14 protein-coding genes and 1 pseudogene are annotated in these 16,192 nt (G+C 58.7%); 8 read left to right on the forward strand and 7 right to left on the reverse strand.

Features of this window, described 5'->3' with window-relative positions; translation table 11 throughout:
- The first annotated feature begins 579 nt into the window (after nucleotides 1-579).
- Nucleotides 580-1,863, forward strand: coding sequence for a DUF3422 family protein (locus FHT86_RS16000; RefSeq protein WP_133707767.1), 1,284 nt, complete (start codon nucleotides 580-582; stop codon nucleotides 1,861-1,863).
- 7 nt (nucleotides 1,864-1,870) lie between these two features.
- Nucleotides 1,871-1,992: pseudogene (locus tag FHT86_RS38070) on the forward strand (IS6 family transposase); the annotation flags it as partial.
- Here FHT86_RS38070 and FHT86_RS38475 read toward each other — a convergent pair.
- The 3 genes from FHT86_RS38475 to FHT86_RS38480 form a co-directional block, all read right to left on the reverse strand.
- Complete coding sequence (locus FHT86_RS38475; protein ID WP_281413686.1) at nucleotides 1,959-2,084, reverse strand: hypothetical protein; 126 nt, start codon at nucleotides 2,082-2,084, stop codon at nucleotides 1,959-1,961. The pseudogene FHT86_RS38070 and the gene FHT86_RS38475 overlap by 34 nt on opposite strands.
- 318 nt (nucleotides 2,085-2,402) lie before the next feature.
- Complete coding sequence (locus FHT86_RS16005) at nucleotides 2,403-3,572, reverse strand: aldose epimerase family protein (RefSeq protein ID WP_312862356.1); 1,170 nt, start codon at nucleotides 3,570-3,572, stop codon at nucleotides 2,403-2,405.
- 157 nt (nucleotides 3,573-3,729) lie between these two features.
- Nucleotides 3,730-3,858: a hypothetical protein gene (locus FHT86_RS38480; protein WP_281413673.1), complete on the reverse strand. Its 129-nt coding sequence runs from the start codon at nucleotides 3,856-3,858 to the stop codon at nucleotides 3,730-3,732.
- A 336-nt stretch (nucleotides 3,859-4,194) separates the two neighbouring features.
- Between FHT86_RS38480 and bioB the strand changes: the two genes are divergently transcribed.
- From bioB to FHT86_RS16035, 6 genes are all read left to right on the forward strand, one after another.
- The gene (gene bioB, locus FHT86_RS16010) at nucleotides 4,195-5,187 is read left to right on the forward strand and encodes a biotin synthase BioB (RefSeq protein ID WP_166656843.1); all 993 of its coding nucleotides are present in this window, start codon (nucleotides 4,195-4,197) and stop codon (nucleotides 5,185-5,187) included.
- The gene (locus FHT86_RS16015; protein ID WP_133707768.1) at nucleotides 5,184-6,329 is read left to right on the forward strand and encodes an 8-amino-7-oxononanoate synthase; all 1,146 of its coding nucleotides are present in this window, start codon (nucleotides 5,184-5,186) and stop codon (nucleotides 6,327-6,329) included. Before bioB ends, FHT86_RS16015 begins: the two co-directional genes overlap by 4 nt.
- Nucleotides 6,326-6,964, forward strand: a complete 639-nt coding sequence (bioD, locus tag FHT86_RS16020; protein ID WP_133707769.1) for a dethiobiotin synthase — start codon at nucleotides 6,326-6,328, stop codon at nucleotides 6,962-6,964. The genes FHT86_RS16015 and bioD overlap by 4 nt, the downstream gene beginning before the upstream one ends.
- Nucleotides 6,961-8,229, forward strand: coding sequence for an adenosylmethionine--8-amino-7-oxononanoate transaminase (locus FHT86_RS16025; protein WP_133707770.1), 1,269 nt, complete (start codon nucleotides 6,961-6,963; stop codon nucleotides 8,227-8,229). Before bioD ends, FHT86_RS16025 begins: the two co-directional genes overlap by 4 nt.
- On the forward strand, nucleotides 8,229-9,215 hold the full coding sequence (locus tag FHT86_RS16030; protein WP_133707771.1) for a beta-ketoacyl-ACP synthase III: 987 nt from the start codon (nucleotides 8,229-8,231) through the stop codon (nucleotides 9,213-9,215). The genes FHT86_RS16025 and FHT86_RS16030 overlap by 1 nt, the downstream gene beginning before the upstream one ends.
- Before the next feature lie 299 nt (nucleotides 9,216-9,514).
- The gene (locus tag FHT86_RS16035) at nucleotides 9,515-10,780 is read left to right on the forward strand and encodes a S41 family peptidase (protein WP_246779528.1); all 1,266 of its coding nucleotides are present in this window, start codon (nucleotides 9,515-9,517) and stop codon (nucleotides 10,778-10,780) included.
- Between the two features lie 199 nt (nucleotides 10,781-10,979).
- On the opposite strand, the gene FHT86_RS16040 is transcribed toward FHT86_RS16035, so the two are convergent.
- From FHT86_RS16040 to FHT86_RS16055, 4 genes are all read right to left on the reverse strand, one after another.
- Nucleotides 10,980-12,275: an acetamidase/formamidase family protein gene (locus FHT86_RS16040; RefSeq protein WP_133707772.1), complete on the reverse strand. Its 1,296-nt coding sequence runs from the start codon at nucleotides 12,273-12,275 to the stop codon at nucleotides 10,980-10,982.
- Between the two features lie 22 nt (nucleotides 12,276-12,297).
- Nucleotides 12,298-13,920 carry an amino acid ABC transporter permease/ATP-binding protein gene (locus FHT86_RS38485; protein WP_133707773.1) on the reverse strand — a complete coding sequence of 541 codons (1,623 nt, stop codon included), beginning with the start codon at nucleotides 13,918-13,920 and terminating at the stop codon, nucleotides 12,298-12,300.
- An 86-nt stretch (nucleotides 13,921-14,006) separates the two neighbouring features.
- The gene (locus FHT86_RS16050; protein WP_166656835.1) at nucleotides 14,007-14,882 is read right to left on the reverse strand and encodes an ABC transporter substrate-binding protein; all 876 of its coding nucleotides are present in this window, start codon (nucleotides 14,880-14,882) and stop codon (nucleotides 14,007-14,009) included.
- Nucleotides 14,883-14,949: 67 nt separating this feature from the next.
- A complete protein-coding gene (locus tag FHT86_RS16055; protein ID WP_133707775.1) occupies nucleotides 14,950-15,882 on the reverse strand; it encodes a polysaccharide deacetylase family protein in 933 nt (310 codons plus the stop codon).
- Nucleotides 15,883-16,192 lie beyond the last annotated feature (310 nt).

Below are 16,192 nucleotides of genomic sequence, written 5' to 3' on the forward strand. Positions count from 1 at the left end.
AAGCGCGAGTTTTTTGTCGGCTCTCTATTCCGCAAAACAAAACGGCCGCGACCAAGTTGTCGCATCGCGGGGTGTGGTCACAGTGAAACACGCGAGTTGAATGAAAAGTGTGGCCAGTGATGCGGCATTGCTGCCTTGATCTTTTTTCCCTTCAACTAAGAGGTCGAGAATGCCACCATGAATAACGCAGCCCAGAAAAGGGCGGACATTTCAGCGGCCAACAAGAATCCAAAAGCTCTTTCGCTCATAAATTCCTCCTCAAGCAACCTCCATTGCCATCAGGAAACTATACGGGGGGCCGTATAGTTGCGCTAGCCATTGCTCAAATGAAATTGATGTTCCTTACGGATCTTCCAAGGCGTCGCCACGCGCCATGGAATGTGTGCGACGTTCAATCGCCACAGCCGGTCGCCGTTTGATGACAAGCGGAGGAGCGGAATGAACTCGACCTGATCGAACCGGATCTCGCGCCGGCTGGACAGATCGATGACGTCGCGGCCGCGTCCCCGCCGGCGACCATCGGCTTTCGTGTCAGCATGAAAGTTGCTATGCCGTTCGAAACCTGTGGTGGGGGGGAAAATGGACGGCAGCAGATTCCGATTGCCCAGTTCGCCTGAACGCGATCGGGCGCTCAACGAGATCCACGCTCGGCCTTATATGCTGGTTGAAACCCCGCGCGTCATCATTCAGGTCGCTTTCCAGAGAAACAAGGGTGACGCTGCGGATCGCGCCGCGATTGCCTCCCTCAGCCAATCGTTCGGGGAAGCCGCACCTGGATCCGATGCAAACCACTATGTCGCTACCAACGATAATGGCTCCTTGCAGTGGGAGAGGCACACCGAATTCTCCACTTACTTCTGGGATACGCTGACGACGGAAATCTTCGGAGGCGATATCTCGTGTCTGCCATTTGACGAGACGTCCATGCCCGGAGACTTCATTTCCGGAATTCGGCTTGAACTACGGTCTGGGGATCTGCCCACCGAAGAGGCGCTTCGCTACTTCGATCCTCAGAGTTTGTGCTACAGTCAAGTCAAGACGAACCAGGCGACGATCTTGACTGATTTTCGTCAAGATGAAGACGGGCTCACCCGGATTCTCGTGATTGACCACAGTCTCACGAGCGCGGGGCGTGGAGCTCTGGTTCAGCGCCTGCTCGACATCGAGACCTATCGCACGTTCGCCATGCTTGGTTTGCGCGTCGCCCTTTCGGCTTCCCCGGGGATTGCGAAAATCGAGGACCGTTTCACAGCAATCACGCAACGCATGAACGACCATGCGAGGGAAGAGGCTGATGAGCTCCTTGTGGAGATGACTCACCTTGCCGCAGAGTTGGAAGCGAGCGCCGCGTCTTGCCTCTATCGCTTTGGGGCAAGCCGCGCCTACTACGACATTGTCCAGGAACGGATTAAGATGTTGGGCGAAACGCCTATCTCAGGATACGAAACATTCGGCTCGTTTTTGGAGCGCCGGCTCGCGCCAGCCATGAGGACGTGCAGATCCGTGGAGACGCGACAAGCGGAGCTGTCGCGAAAGCTCGCACGTGCCACCGGACTTCTTCGCAGCTGGATCGATGTCGAACTCGAGCGACTGAACACGACCCTCCTCAATTCGATGGATCGGCGAGCTCGGTTGCAACTTCGCTTGCAACAAACAGTGGAAGGTCTCTCAGTGGCGGCGATTTCCTATTACATCGTCGGCCTGTTCGGTTACGTCGCGAAGGCAACACACGGGCTCTTCCACATCGAAGCGGAAACGATGACGGCATTTGCAGTGCCGCTAGCCGTTGCTGGCGTTTGGATGATTGTTCGTAGCATTCGCCGCTCCCATTCAGATCACGAGATCGCCGAGCAAAACAAATAGGCGGAATCGATCCGATGGCGCAGCGAGGCGGGAGATCGTGCCCAGCGTCGAGCATTGTTCGCATAGGACCTCAACAATCGGGCGGAGAATTGTCGTCAGCCGATCCGGCGACGGGAAAAGATCATGAAGCTGGTGCCGCCGCCTTCCGTGCACATAGTGGTCATCCTGATGGTCGAGCCTTGAAGCGCTCCAAGACCATTGTGCGGACGCTCCGATGTCATGCCGCCAGATCCTGCCGCGCGGGCGCGAGGATTTCGTGGCTGTACGCCGCCAAATTGAGAGCGTGCGGGCTGGCGTGTCCCGTGTGAAACAGCATCCTGGGTGGGGTCATCATCGGCGCCGTTCTTGACCCCACCCAATTTCCATTTTCCGGCTTTAGATCAAAGCCTTACGCTCTTGTCATAAGGGGTCAGCCTTCGGCGCCGATGACCCTCACTAGTGACTTCGCGGTCACTTCCGGATCCTGGATATTGATGCCGCGAAGATCGCGGCTCGACCCATTTCGGACTCAGCAACCCGGAATGCACGCACCTGTAGCTCTAGGACGCATCGGTGGATAATTTGTGTACCGTAGTCGACTTCAGCGTTTCGCCCGGTTTCAACACCGTTGTCGGAAAGGACGGCTGGTTCGGCGAATCCGGGAAGTGCTGCGTCTCGAGGCAGAAGCCGTCTGTCTGGCGGTATTGCTGACCGGCCGCGCCGACGAGCGTCGAATCGAGGAAGTTGCCGCTATAGAACTGGATACCGGGCTCGGTGGTCGATATCTCCATGATCCGACCCGAGCGCGGCTCGTAGACTCGCGCGGCGAGCGAAAGCCCACTTCCCGACCGGTTCAGCACGAAGTTGTGATCGTATCCGCGGCCAAAAACCATCTGTGGGTCGCTCGCGCGGATGCGTGCGCCGATCGGCATCCCTTGGCGGAAGTCGAACGGCGTGCCGGCCACGGAGGCGAGCTGCCCGGTTGGGATTAAGGTCGCGTCGACCGGCGTGTAGCGATCAGCGTTGATCGTGAGGATGTGATCGCCGATCCCGCCCACACCGTCGCCGGCGAGATTGAAGTAGGAGTGACTCGTGAGATTGACCACGGTTGGTTTGTCCGTTGTCGCCTCGTAATCGATGCGCAGCTCGTTGTCGTTGGTGAAAGTATAGACGACCCCGACCGTAAGCGTGCCGGGATAGCCTTCCTCGCCATCCTTGCTCGTATAGCTGAGTCGCGCCGCCGCGCCGCTCTCGCTGGTCAGTGGCTCGACTGCCCAGACGACCTTGTCGAAGCCTTTCTTGCCACCATGCAGGCTGTTCGGCCCGTTATTGGCGGCGAGCTGGTACTGCGTGCCGTCAAGGGAGAACTTCGCGCCGCCGATACGATTGCCGTAGCGCCCGATCAGGGCGCCGAAATAGGGATTCTTGGATTCGTAATCGGCGAGTTCCTTGAAGCCGAGCACGATGTTACCGAGCTTGCCCCAGCGGTCGGGCACGTTGATCGCCGTGATGATACCGCCATAAGCAATGAACTTGACGGACGCGCCTCTGTCGTTGGTCAGCGTGTAGAGATCGACGGCTTTGCCGTCCTGCGTGTTTCCGAATGGGGTCTTGTCCACAGAGCCAGCTCCGGCGTTCGTTCCCGTCAGGAGCACGCCCATGCCAAACAAGGCCGCGCCGAGCACTGACCTGTCCCAAGTACGCGATATGTTGTGATCGACCCACATCATAGTTTCCTCCCATAGACTTTTCGCGGCGGGCTTTGGGCGAGCCGCCTGAACGACCAATACTAAACTCATCTTAATATTAGGGTAAGCGAATATATGCGCGGATTCCGAGGTAATTCGCTACGGCATTCCGAAATGATGCCGCCCCCGATTCCGTAAATTAACCGCCGTATCGTTCCCGAGCGGGTGCGCCAGTTGGGTGCCGCGCGTCGATGCCGATCATCATGCCATTCTTGATCATCTGCGAAAGCGCGAGGTCGGCCAGGTCGTCGTCGTGCTGGAGCGGCACAGAGGATCGTCCTAAAGCCCATCCAGTTTGTATCGCGCGCAGCAGGCGAAGCATTCGCCATAGAGGGCCGAGCGCAAGGCGCCGATAGTCTTCTTCTCTTCCGAGACAGAGACGAGTTCGAAACACAGGGCGCCTAGCAACTTTGTGTTGGACTTCGTTGGGCATGCCGGATCCGATACACCGGCAGCGGCTTGCAGCTCATATCCTCCCTTAGTTGCGCCGCAGCAAGCTTTTCGAGAATAAGGTTGTTGCAAGTGCGAACGTTTTCTAAAAGTATAGATAAAAATACGATTCTATCTATTTGTATGATGAATGGAGGCGCAATTGACTTTCGAAATGACACCGGTGGACCGCCCGCCTCACGATGAGCGCGCAACGGTAGCATCCCAGCGATTTAATGAAGCAAAAATTATCTATAATTTGCCGTTCAACGATCTCCTGTTCCGTGCTCAGCAGGTTCACCGCGCGAATTTCGACCCAAACGCCATCCAGATGAGCCGGCTTCTCTCGATTAAGACCGGCGGCTGCGCAGAGGATTGCGGCTATTGCAGCCAATCCGCCCACTACCGGACCGGTCTCAAGGCATCGAAGCTCATGGAGGTCGGGCGTGTCTTGGCGGAAGCGAGGAAGGCGAAGGAAGGCGGTGCGACCCGCTATTGCATGGGGGCTGCCTGGCGCAATCCCAAGGATCGCGACATGAATGCGTTGGTCGCTATGGTCGAAGGCGTGAAGGCGCTCGGAATGGAGACCTGCATGACGCTCGGCATGCTGACGCCGGAACAATCGGCGCAGTTCGCAGATGCCGGCCTCGACTACTACAACCACAATGTCGATACCTCCGAGCGCTATTATTCGGAGATCATCACCACCCGCACTTTCGAGGATCGGCTGGAGACGCTTGCCAATGTCCGCGATGCCGGCATCAAGGTCTGCGCTGGCGGCATTCTCGGCATGGGCGAGACTGCCGAGGATCGTATTTCGATGCTGGTGACGCTCGCCAATCTGCCGGCGCCGCCAGAAAGCGTGCCGATCAACATGCTGATGCCGATTCCCGGTTCCAAACTCGCGGACGCCGCGCCGGTCGACCCGATCGATTTCGTGCGGACCATCGCGCTTGCACGTATCCTGATGCCGCTTACGCATGTGCGCTTGTCCGCCGGCCGCACGGGAATGAGCGATGAAATGCAGGCCCTCTGTTTCTTCGCTGGGGCGAATTCCATCTTCGTCGGCGACACGCTGCTGACCGCCGACAATCCCGGCGAGGATCATGACACCGCTCTTTTCCGCAGGCTCGGTTTGAAGCCGATGGAACTGGAGTCGTCGCGGTGAATTCGCCGGCACTCGCCCGCTATGAGGCCACGCTTGCCGGCCTTGCGCGCAAATCGCGGCTCCGCGCACTCTCTCCGCAGCAAGGGGTAGACTTCACCTCCAATGACTATCTGGGGCTCGCCAATGCACCCCGCCTGAAAGCGGCCATTGCCGCAGCGATCGAAAGCGGCGTGCCGGCCGGCGCGGGTGGTTCGCGGCTGCTGCGCGGCAACCATGCCGAACATGAGGCTCTGGAAACGGAAGCGGCGGCCTTTTTCGGAAGCGAGAAAGCTCTCTATTTCGGTAGCGGGTTTTCAGCCAATGTAGCGCTCTTCTCATCCCTGCCGCAGCGCGGCGACCTGATCGTCCACGATGCGTTGATCCACGCGAGTGCCCATGACGGCATATCCGCCAGCAAGGCGCAATCGGTCTCCGTATCCCATAACCACGTCGAATCCTTTGATCGCGCGATCCGCGAGTGGCGACGGAATGGTGGCAAGGGTCACCCGTGGATTGCGGTGGAGAGCCTCTACTCTATGGATGGAGACAAGGCGCCGGTTTTCGAGCTTGCAGACCTCGCCGACCGACATGACGGTTTTCTCGTCGTCGACGAAGCCCATGCCTCCGGCGTGCTCGGCCCCGGCGGCCGTGGCATCGCCTTTGGATTGGAAAATCGTGGCAATGTTCTGATGCTGCATACCTGCGGCAAGGCGCTTGGGGTGTCCGGCGCGCTTCTCGGCCTGCCGACGGTTCTCGCCGACTATCTGGTCAATCGCGCGCGCAATTTCATCTATTCGACTGCGCCGTCTCCGCTAATGGCGGCTGGCGTGCGGGAGGCATTGCGCATGATCGTCGACGCGCCCGAGCGGCGAACCGAGCTGGAGAAACTGAAGAATTTTGCGAGTGAACGCCTGCATTCCCTTTTGGGTGTCAGGCCCAGCGGTTCGCAGATCCTGCCGGTGATGATCGGCGACAATGCTCGCTCGCTCCGCATCGCAGACCGGATGCATGCCGAAGGTTTCGACGTGCGGGCAATTCGGCCGCCAACCGTGCCGGAAGGTACGGCGCGCCTGAGGATTTCCATCACGTTGAATGTCGACGAAGACCAGATCGCGGACATGATCCAGCGGCTGGCAGTCGCAATCGAGAAGGATAGGCCATGATCCCCCGCTTCGTCGTCTCCGGGACCGATACCGGTATCGGCAAGACGGTGTTTTCCGCTGCACTTGCCGGCGCTTTGAACGCCTATTACTGGAAACCCGTGCAGTCCGGCCTGGATGACGAGACCGACAGCGAGGCTGTGGCGCGGCTCGGGGGCGTGTTGCCGGAGCGCATAGTACCGGAGGCCTATCGCCTTTCGACACCCGCCTCGCCGCATCTTTCGGCCCGTCTCGACAGTGTCGCGATCGACCCAGGCCGGCTTGTCCTGCCAGACATCGACGGTCCGCTGGTGATCGAAGGGGCAGGAGGGCTTCTGGTCCCGTTGACTGAAGAACTCCTGTTTGCAGACATTTTTGCCCGCTGGCGAATTCCGGTCGTCCTTTGCGCCAGGACCTCGCTCGGCACGATCAATCACACGCTGCTCTCGCTAGAAGCGTTGAAGCACCGCGGCATCCCGATATCAGGCATTGCATTCATCGGTGACGAAAACCACGAGACGCAACGCATCATCGTGGACATGAGCGGTGTCCGTTCACTTGGCCGGCTGCCGCGACTTCCAGTCATCGACGCCGTCACGCTTTGTCAGGCATTCCGGGACCATTTCGATCTCGCTTCCTTCGCGGAGATGTCCGCATGAACCGCTCGGCCATCTGGCATCCTTTCACCCAGCACGCGCTGGAATCGCCGATGAAACGCATCGTCTCGACGGACGGCGCCTATCTGATCGATGAGGACGGTTATCGCATTCTCGATGCGATCTCGTCCTGGTGGGTGATCACCCATGGCCACCGGCATCCCGCGATCATGGAGGCGATCCGTGCTGCGACAGAGGCCTATGACCAGATCATCTTTGCCGAATTCTCGCATGAACCGGCCGAAAGGCTGGCTGAGGGGTTGGTCGAGATCGCGCCGGCTGGATTGAAGCACGTCTTCTATTCCGACAGCGGTTCAACTTCTGTCGAGGTGGCGCTCAAGATGGCGCTCGGCTATTTCCACAACAGGGGAGAACCGCGCGACCGCGTCGTCGTGATGGAGCATGGCTATCATGGCGACACGATCGGCACCATGTCGACCGGGGAACGGGGTGTGTTTAATGCCGCCTATGAGCCGCTGCTGTTCGGCGTCGACCGGCTTCCGTTCCCGGGAGCAGGCGACGAGCAGCGGACGCTCGACATGTTCGAATCCTTCTGCCGTTCGGGCCGCGTAGCTGCACTGGTGATCGAGCCGCTGGTTCTCGGCGCCGGCGGCATGAAGATCTACGATGCCGGCGTGCTTGCCCGGCTGAAAGAGATCGCCCAACGCCATGGCTGCCTGTTCATCGCCGATGAAGTGATGACCGGCTGGGGTCGGACGGGGACGATGTTTGCCTGTGAGCAGGCCAATGTCACGCCAGATATTCTTTGTACGTCCAAGGGCCTGACCGGCGGTGCCCTACCACTCGCGGCAACCCTCTGCACCAGCGACATCTTCGACGCACACCTCTCGACAGATCGGCGCAAGACCTTCTTCCATTCGAGTTCATACACCGCCAATCCTATTGCGTGCGCTGCCGCCGTTGCCAATCTTAAAATCTGGCGTAGCGAGCCGGTCCTTGAGCGGATCGGAAATCTTGAAACGCTGCACCGGCAGAATCTCGAACGGTTTCAGGGCGACGAACGGTTTTCCAACATACGTCAGACCGGGACGATCGCGGCACTCGATCTGATCGTGCCATCTGGCGGCTATCTCGCCGAGGCCGGTCCCCGCATGCGAAAACTGTTTCGCGAACGCGGGTTGCTCATTCGTCCGCTCGGCAACGTTGTCTATCTGATGCCACCCTATTGCGTGAATGCGGATGAGCTTGGCCACGCCTATGATGCGATCGACGAGGTAGCCTCGATCGTTCTGGGGAGTGCGCGCTGATGTTAGGCGGCTCCTCCCGCATAGCCGGTTTCGGGCATGCTGTTCCGGCGCGACGTATCGACAATGCGGAGATCGAGGCGCGCCTCGGTCTCGAAACAGGCTGGATCGAACGCCGGACCGGCATCCGGTCGCGCCATTGGGCCGAAGATGGCGAGACGCTGAGCGGCCTTGCCGCCGCGGCCGGGAAAATGGCCCTCGAAGATGCTGAGATTGCCCGCGACGAGATTGCCCTGACGTTGCTTGCGACCTCGACACCGGATCATCTCCTGCCGCCCTCGGCGCCGCTCGTCGCTCATCGGCTGGGCCTCGAAAAATCCGGTGCGATCGATCTCGCCGGCGCCTGCTCGGGCTTTCTCTACGCACTCACCCTCGCCGATGGCTTCGTTCGCACCCATGGCCGCGCCGTCCTGGTGGTGGCCGCCAATATCCTCAGCCGCCGCATCAATCTCGCCGAACGGGCGAGTGCGGTGCTCTTCGCCGATGCGGCGGGCGCCGTCGTGCTCGTGCCGGATCGGGATCGCCAGCGCGGTCTTCTCTCCGCCGATCTCACTTCGGATGGAGGTGGCTATGATCTGATCCACATACCGGCTGGCGGTAGCAACCGGCCCTTTTCCACGGGAATTGGAGCGGAGGAGTTTCTGATGACCATGCGGGACGGCCGCGAAGTCTTCTCCCGCGCTGTCGCTTTGATGACCGGAGCCTCTGCGCGGGCGCTTGATCAGGCGGGGATCGCCTCGGCGGACATCGACCGCTTTATTCCCCATCAGGCCAATGCGCGCATGTTCGATGCGGTATCCGGCAATCTCGATATCGATCCGGCGAGGGTCGTCCGCACAATCGAAACCTTCGGGAATTCCTCCGCTGCCACCATCCCGCTGTCGCTCTCGGTTGCGAATGGCGCCAAGCGTTTCGCTAAGGGCGAGACGCTGCTGTTGACGGCAGCCGGGGCTGGCCTGACGGGCGGGGCGGTCGTTTTTCGGATGTAGTCACAACCGTGCCCCGGCGGTCCAGCGTGTAGTGCTTGGCAATCGCCCTTTCATCATCCGGGATGGTTATCGCCTGTTGCCACCATGTCTCGCTCAATAATGCTCTTTGCGCCATTCTCTGATCTGCCGGTTTATTTCGGCCAGCGCAGTTCGAAGTACGCTCTTGGTCAAACCTCCGTGAACCTGTTGTTTTATGCCCCGACAACAGGTGACATACGACTAATCTGGACCATGCAATCAGAGGGCATAATGAAGCTCCGATCACTTTTGTCACCTTTCAATGCGGTGGACGCTCGACCTTGTCACCCTTAGCACCAACGGCCATAGGAGGCGTTGAGGCCACCCATGCGGCCCAGTTTCGTGATCCGGATGTCGCAGATCGTGCCTATATCGCTGCGATGGTCTACCACGTGGTCAAGCGCTACTTTGCCCATGCGGAAGCCCTGCCCGCCGGTTATGATTTCGAGGCCCGTTACCGTGCCTATCTCGCCGAGGCTATAGCAGCCCCCGACCGGAAGGATTTTTCCCTGGCAACAATGCGATTGTTCGCAAGCCTGCGGAATGGCCATACGTCCTTCAATGACGAAGAATTGCGGCAACAGGCAGGAACAATTCCGTTCACGATAATGCGGATCGATGGTCGCTGGACCGTCGTGCGGTCGAGAATGCCTGAGTTGCATCCCAGCGACGTGGTGACCATGATTGACGACAAACCCGCCGATGATTGGCTTGAGCCCATCCGCGAACATATCGGTCCATCCAGCCAAACGGCGCTCGATCGGGCAACCTGGCTTCGTCCCTTTCTGTTTCCAAGGCACTTCACGATTGGTACGGATGACGGCCGGCAAGTGCCAGTCGATTTGAACGCGTCATATAGCGGGCCGGAACGAGGTTTCACGCTTGCAAAGGAGGTCGAAACCGTCCGGCGTCCAGATGGATTGGTCGTGATCCGCATCCCAAGCTTTGCAGATCCGAAATATGAGCAAGCTGCGATCGCGGCCATTCAAGCTGCGGGAGACGCGCGTGCCATCCTTCTCGATCTGCGCGACAACACCGGAGGCAGCTCGCCGGGCAAGCTACTTTCCGCTATTATGACGACACCCTATCAGGGCACGTTGGTCGCCACTCCTATGACAATCGCGATGAACGATGCTTCCAACTCCTTCAACGGCGGCATTTCGGCTCTGCCAACCACGATGATGCGCTACGGTCCGGATAGAGCAGACCAGTTGCCAGACGCCTGGAAGGGAAAGATAGCGCTGCTCGTTGATGGGGGCTGCGCTTCGGCATGCGAGGACTTCGTTTTGCGCTTCAAGGACGGCAACCGGGGCCTCGTGCTCGGCGAGCCTACGTTTGGATCGACCGGGCAGCCATACTTTGTGCAATTCCCCGAATTCGGAATGTCGTTCAGAGTGTCGACAAAGCGCGAGTATTTTCCCGATGGGGGTCAATTCGAAGGAGTCGGTATACAGCCCGACAAGTCTATCCCTATTTCGCGGGAGGAATTGAGGAGTGGCATCGACACTCAGCTCGAACTTGCGGCTAAAGCTGTCCTGACCCCGTAGTTTTGAAGATCAGAAAACAAACTGAAAACACCTGCCTACAAGCCGACGTTTGGCGGTTCCACAGGTTTGTCCGCAAATCTTGCCATTCGCTGCCACCAAATCTGCCCCACTTACGTCGAGGACTACGGGATTGACATTGCGCGATCATCCACTCGCGTTCCTGCGCCGGGTACCCGGCAATGGCTTCAAAAGGGAAGCTCTATGCGAGGAACATATCCTTGCGAAGTATGGCATGGACACCGACATTTCCGTCGACCACCTGGCTGACTCCGAAGTCGACACCGACGGACATCAGAGAAATTGCTTCATCCTCGCTCAGGTTCTTCGTCACCATCAGGAAGCGCCGCATCTTGTGGAACGCGTCGCGCATGGCGCTGTCGAGCGTGGACTGCGTGAAGACCTGGCCTCTTTTTTCGACATCAAGCTCCGCGAGATAATTGGGATAGCTGAAGCCGTGCACGACCCATTCGTTCGCCGTTTCGAGCAACGGATAGTCGAGGCCTTCAAGCGGCGTGCCTGCCAGCCGGTCGCGCTTGTGCAGGATGAACTGGAAGGTGCCGGTTAACGAGCATTCGATCGCCGTACCGCAGAGTTCGGCGTCGCCTTGGGATGCGTGCGAGTCGCCGACAGAAAAAAGCGCACCCTCGACCGAGACGGGAAGGTAGACGGTACCGCCCTTGCCGATGCGCCAATTGTCAATATTGCCGCCGAAATAGCCGGGCGGAATCGAGTTCACCATATCAGCTTCTTTCGGGGCGACGGCAATCACACCGAAATGCGGGCGGATCGGCACTCGCACACCCTTTAAGATCTCGAAGTTCTTTTCGATTGTCGAATGATCGACTGGTACACCGGGATAGTCGATGGTGGGATGAGATTTGCCGAAGGGATCGGTTTGCGGCACCCAGCGGTAATTATAGACCGCCTCGGCCCAATTGCGCGCGCCGGTCGAATCCACTTCGTAGATAGTAATCACCTCGCGTGGCTTTGGCTCGGTCAAGAGATCGTTGTAGTGATAACCCCAGTTGGCTGCAGCGTTGCTGCCGAAAGTCTTGCCGGTATATTTCGGCAGACCGGCCGGACGCGGACGGACATCAAGGATGCGGACTTCGAGAACATCTCCAGGCTCAGCGTCGCGAATGAACACCGGGCCCGTGCATATGTGCACGCCAAGCCCCTCGCCATCCTCGCCATCGCCCGCGCCGCGTCGGATGACGGCTTTTCCCTCCCTGGTCCAATGGAAGACGCTTTCCGCTCCGGGATCGCCCTCGATCATCCGTTCGGCGTCGTCATTGGCATGATGCGTCAGGACTTCAATCGTCGCATAATCGCCCGAGTCGATTTCGATCTTCGGGACAATATTCTTGCTGAAGTAACCCCAGTGCACGGTATCGGCGTTTGCCGGCAGAAACGCATGCCGGCCTTTGACCGTCGCACCATCTCCGGAAACGGCTTCACATATCAGGTTTGGGTTGCTGTCGTGATCCATACACATGCATTCTTCCCTGTCTTGTCCGTTAGGCCGATACGACTTCTGCTTCCTCGGTCTTTTCCTCGACAAGGCGAAGGAAACGACGCGTGCGTTCGTGCCTTGGATTGCCGATCACCTCAGAGGGCTTGCCTTGTTCGACGATGCCGCCCTCGTCCATGAAGATGACGCGATCGGCGACGTCGCGGGCAAAACCGATCTCATGGGTGACGACGATCATCGTCATGCCGAGGTCGGCGAGTTGACGAAGCACGGCGAGCACCTCGCCGACGAGTTCGGGATCGAGCGCTGAAGTCGGCTCATCGAACAACATCAGCCGTGGCGATATGGCAAGCGCCCTCGCAATGCCGACGCGTTGTTGCTGGCCGCCCGAAAGGCGATGGGGCAGGTGGTCGGTGTGGTTGCTGAGGCCGACCATCGTCAGCAGCCGCATCGCTGTTTCGCGCGCCTTCGCTGCGTCCTCGCGATGAACACGGGTCGGCGCCTCTATCACATTTTCCAGAGCCGTGAGGTGATCGAATAAATTGAAATGCTGGAACACCATGCCGATGCGGGCTTTGGCGCGGGCGGAAGCAAGATCGCCCGTCGGCCGAAAGGCGCCGTTCACGCGCTCGTAGCCGATATGTTTGCCGCCGACGAGGATTTCTCCCTGGTCGATCGATTCCAGGTGATTGACCATGCGCAACAACGTGCTTTTACCGGAGCCGCTGGGTCCCATGATGACGACGACTTCGCCGCGATTGACGGTGAAATCGACGCCCTTCAGAACCTCACGGTCGCCATAGGATTTCCAGAGATTGCGACCGATCACAAAGGGACCGCTGTCCGTGTCGCCATTGCCGGCGCCACTCGTAAGGCTCTGCAGCCATTCGCGATCGAGCACGACGGCACCGGATTTCACCGGTTTGCCGATCGCGGCAGCCGGGGGCGGTGTAGCCGCGCGACCGAAATTGAAACCGAACAGCCTGTTGCCGTCGGCCGGCTTGCGCTCCAGCTCGAAATTGAAGCGGCGTTCCAGCAGGATCTGTATGCCCGCAATCGCGCTGGTCATCACCAGGTAGATAATACCGGCCGCGGCAAAGACGGTGAAGAACTTGAAGTTCTGGCCGACGATCTGTTGCGAGCGGAACGTCAATTCGTTGACGAAGATCACAGAGGCGATCGAGGTGCCCTTGATCATCGAAATCGTATCGTTCGCCATTCCAGGCAGGATAGCGCGCATGGCCTGCGGCAGGATGATGCGACGCAACGTCAGGAGCGGTGGCATGCCGAAGGCGGATGCGGCGATGGACTGGTTGCGATTGACCGAAAGAATGCCCCCGCGGATGATTTCGGCGCTGAAAGCAGCCTCGTTAAGCGCAAAGCCGACGACGGCGGTCGTAAAAGTATCGAGTTTGATTCCGATGATTGGCAGGGCATCATAGAGGAAGACCAGCTGCAAGAGCTGGGGCGTGCCACGGACGAACCAGATATAGAACCAGGCGATCCATCGCACCGGAGCGACGCGCGACAGCCGCATCAATGCCAGTCCGAGGCCGAGGATGATGCCGCCGACCATGGCAACCGCGGCGATCTCGATGGCGGTGACCGCGCCCTGCAGCAGGAACGGCTCGACCACATAGCCGGCAAGCTCTTTCAAAACACTAGGCATCTGGCTCTTCCTCTCCGTGGAAATCCGCAAGGCGGGAGGGGGCGGCCCCGCCTTGCGGACGCTACAGCCGAAATCCTCCCCGGCGCCTATTGCGTCAGGATCTCGGTCGGCAGTGCCTGCTTGTGATCGAAATTGTATTTCTTGTAGATCGCTTCTTCGGTGCCGTTGGCCTGAAGGATCTTCAAGGCATCGAATATGGCCTGGCTGAGTTCCTTGTTATTCTTGGCGACACCAACGCCGACCTTGTAGTCGGTGAGGATCGAGAAAGCCAAATCGAAGGAATCGGGGTCCGCGGCGATGAAGCTGTTGACGAGACCGAGGTCGATCATCAGAAGATCGGCGCGATCATTCTTGACGAGGCGCGAACCGGCAGGGATATCCGGGAAGGTGACGATTTCGATCGCCGCCTTGCCGGCCGCGACACATTTTGCCGAGAGATCGCGGAAGACGGCCTCTTCGGTGCTGCCAAGGCCCGCGGTCGCACGAATCCCGCAGACATCGTCGAGCGACTTGATCTTTTTCGGGTTGTTTTTCTGGACGAGCCCACCGGTGGCCGCCCGGAGATAGATAACGAAATCCGCCTCCTTCGCGCGCTCGGGCGTATAATAAAGCGTATCCCACATAACATCGGCCTGACCGGCAATGACGGCCGGCAGCAGGCCGGACCAGGCGCCAATCATGAAATCGACCGGCACGCCAATGCAATCAAAGGCCGCGTGAGCCATATCGTTGTCGAGCCCGATCAATTTGTTGAAATCGTTCGGATCGCGCATGCTATAAGGCGGCGTCGCACCGTCGGTCGCGATCTTGATCGTTTTGCCGACGAGGCTCGGATATTTCGTCGCGAGCTGTTCGGGATGACATTTTGCCTCTTGAGCCATCGCCGCATGCGTGCCGAAAGCGACGGTAAGCGTCAGCGTACATATGTAGATAATTCGCTTCAAACCTTGGAAGACTCTCATCATTCGACATCCTGGTTGCGGGTTTCGATGGGAATGCACTTCACGTCAGGCATTTGGCATTGAGGTCTCAGGGCTTATGATGCCGATGCCAATGTTCGGCGACATCGCGCCCGGTGCAGAACCAGACGCGGTCGTGTTTCTTCACATGCTCGAGGAACTTGATCAGACCGACCGCCTTTCCTGGGCGACCCAATAGCCGGTCGTGTATGCCTATGCTCATCAGCTTTGGATTGTCTGCGCCCTCGGCGTACATCAGATCGAACGTATCGATCATGTATCGCGCGAAATCGTCGGCGCTGCCAAAGCCAGTGTTGCGGTCAAAACGGTTGTCGTTGGTTTCCAGCGAATAGGGCACAATCAAGTGCTGCTTGCCGTCAACCTCCACCCAATAGGGCAGTTCATCGTTGAGGGCGTCACGATCGTAGAGAAAGGTGCCGGCTTCCACGAGCAGCTTGCGTGTATTGGCGCTCGGTCTGCCGTTGAACCAGCCGGCGGGTGCGCTGCCGGTGATCTTTTTGATACCCTCGATGGCGAGGCGCACATGCTCGCGCTCTTCGTATTCGCTCATATTGTGATAATCGATCCAGCGATAGCCGTGGCTAACGATCTCATGCCCATCCGCGAGAAATGCTTGAACAGCCTCGGGGCATTTCTCAAGCGCGCGTACGACGCCGAGAATGCTGATGCGGATATCGAACTGTTTGAAAATTCGAAGTAAACGCCAGACGCCGACGCGTGGACCATATTCGAACACGGTTTCGACGATCGGGCTGCGCACGCCGTAATAGGCAGGAAAGCCGATGTCGGTAAGCATATCCTCGGACTGGTTGTCACCTTCGAGCAACGACCGTTCGCCGCCAGCCTCGAAATTCAGGTTGAAATTGATGGCGATGCGGGCCTCTCCGGGCCAATGTGGGTGTGGCGGATTGGGACCGTACCCGTAATAGTCGCGCGATGATCCGAGATCGCGCACCTGTCCTGCCGTGCTGCTGCCCGCCATAAACTCACTCCCATGTATTGCTGTACCGTACGCTCGGCGCGGCTCACCAATCAGGTTGCCCAGTTTTTGGTCACGCCGATCCTATGCGCAGAAAGCTAGCAGTGGGTTTCAAGAATTGCAAACCATTTGTGAATTGGTATCAGACATGGTTCAATGCCAATTTGTGGGCGATCCGCCCAAATAATCGGCACCAGATCTTCTCGAATCGATTTAATTCCATCATGAATCGTGGAGAAAATGCATAATTGGGCCGAAAAGGCGCTCAACATTGATGAAAGGTGCGGCAAAATATTTTCGGAAAAAGAAGCCA

This window comes from Rhizobium sp. BK313 (assembly GCF_014193655.1).
GTDB lineage: Bacteria > Pseudomonadota > Alphaproteobacteria > Rhizobiales > Rhizobiaceae > Rhizobium.

What these genes read in the sequence shown, in the direction of transcription:
- FHT86_RS16000 (WP_133707767.1), top strand. Translation starts at nt 580, where the DNA reads ATGGACGGCAGCAGATTCCGATTGCCCAGTTCGCCTGAACGCGATCGG.
- FHT86_RS38475 (WP_281413686.1), bottom strand. Translation starts at nt 2,084, where the DNA reads ATGACATCGGAGCGTCCGCACAATGGTCTTGGAGCGCTTCAAGGCTCG.
- FHT86_RS16005 (WP_312862356.1), bottom strand. Translation starts at nt 3,572, where the DNA reads ATGATGTGGGTCGATCACAACATATCGCGTACTTGGGACAGGTCAGTG.
- bioB (WP_166656843.1), top strand. Translation starts at nt 4,195, where the DNA reads ATGACACCGGTGGACCGCCCGCCTCACGATGAGCGCGCAACGGTAGCA.
- bioD (WP_133707769.1), top strand. Translation starts at nt 6,326, where the DNA reads ATGATCCCCCGCTTCGTCGTCTCCGGGACCGATACCGGTATCGGCAAG.
- FHT86_RS16025 (WP_133707770.1), top strand. Translation starts at nt 6,961, where the DNA reads ATGAACCGCTCGGCCATCTGGCATCCTTTCACCCAGCACGCGCTGGAA.
- FHT86_RS16030 (WP_133707771.1), top strand. Translation starts at nt 8,229, where the DNA reads ATGTTAGGCGGCTCCTCCCGCATAGCCGGTTTCGGGCATGCTGTTCCG.
- FHT86_RS16040 (WP_133707772.1), bottom strand. Translation starts at nt 12,275, where the DNA reads ATGTGTATGGATCACGACAGCAACCCAAACCTGATATGTGAAGCCGTT.
- FHT86_RS38485 (WP_133707773.1), bottom strand. Translation starts at nt 13,920, where the DNA reads ATGCCTAGTGTTTTGAAAGAGCTTGCCGGCTATGTGGTCGAGCCGTTC.
- FHT86_RS16050 (WP_166656835.1), bottom strand. Translation starts at nt 14,882, where the DNA reads ATGAGAGTCTTCCAAGGTTTGAAGCGAATTATCTACATATGTACGCTG.
- FHT86_RS16055 (WP_133707775.1), bottom strand. Translation starts at nt 15,882, where the DNA reads ATGGCGGGCAGCAGCACGGCAGGACAGGTGCGCGATCTCGGATCATCG.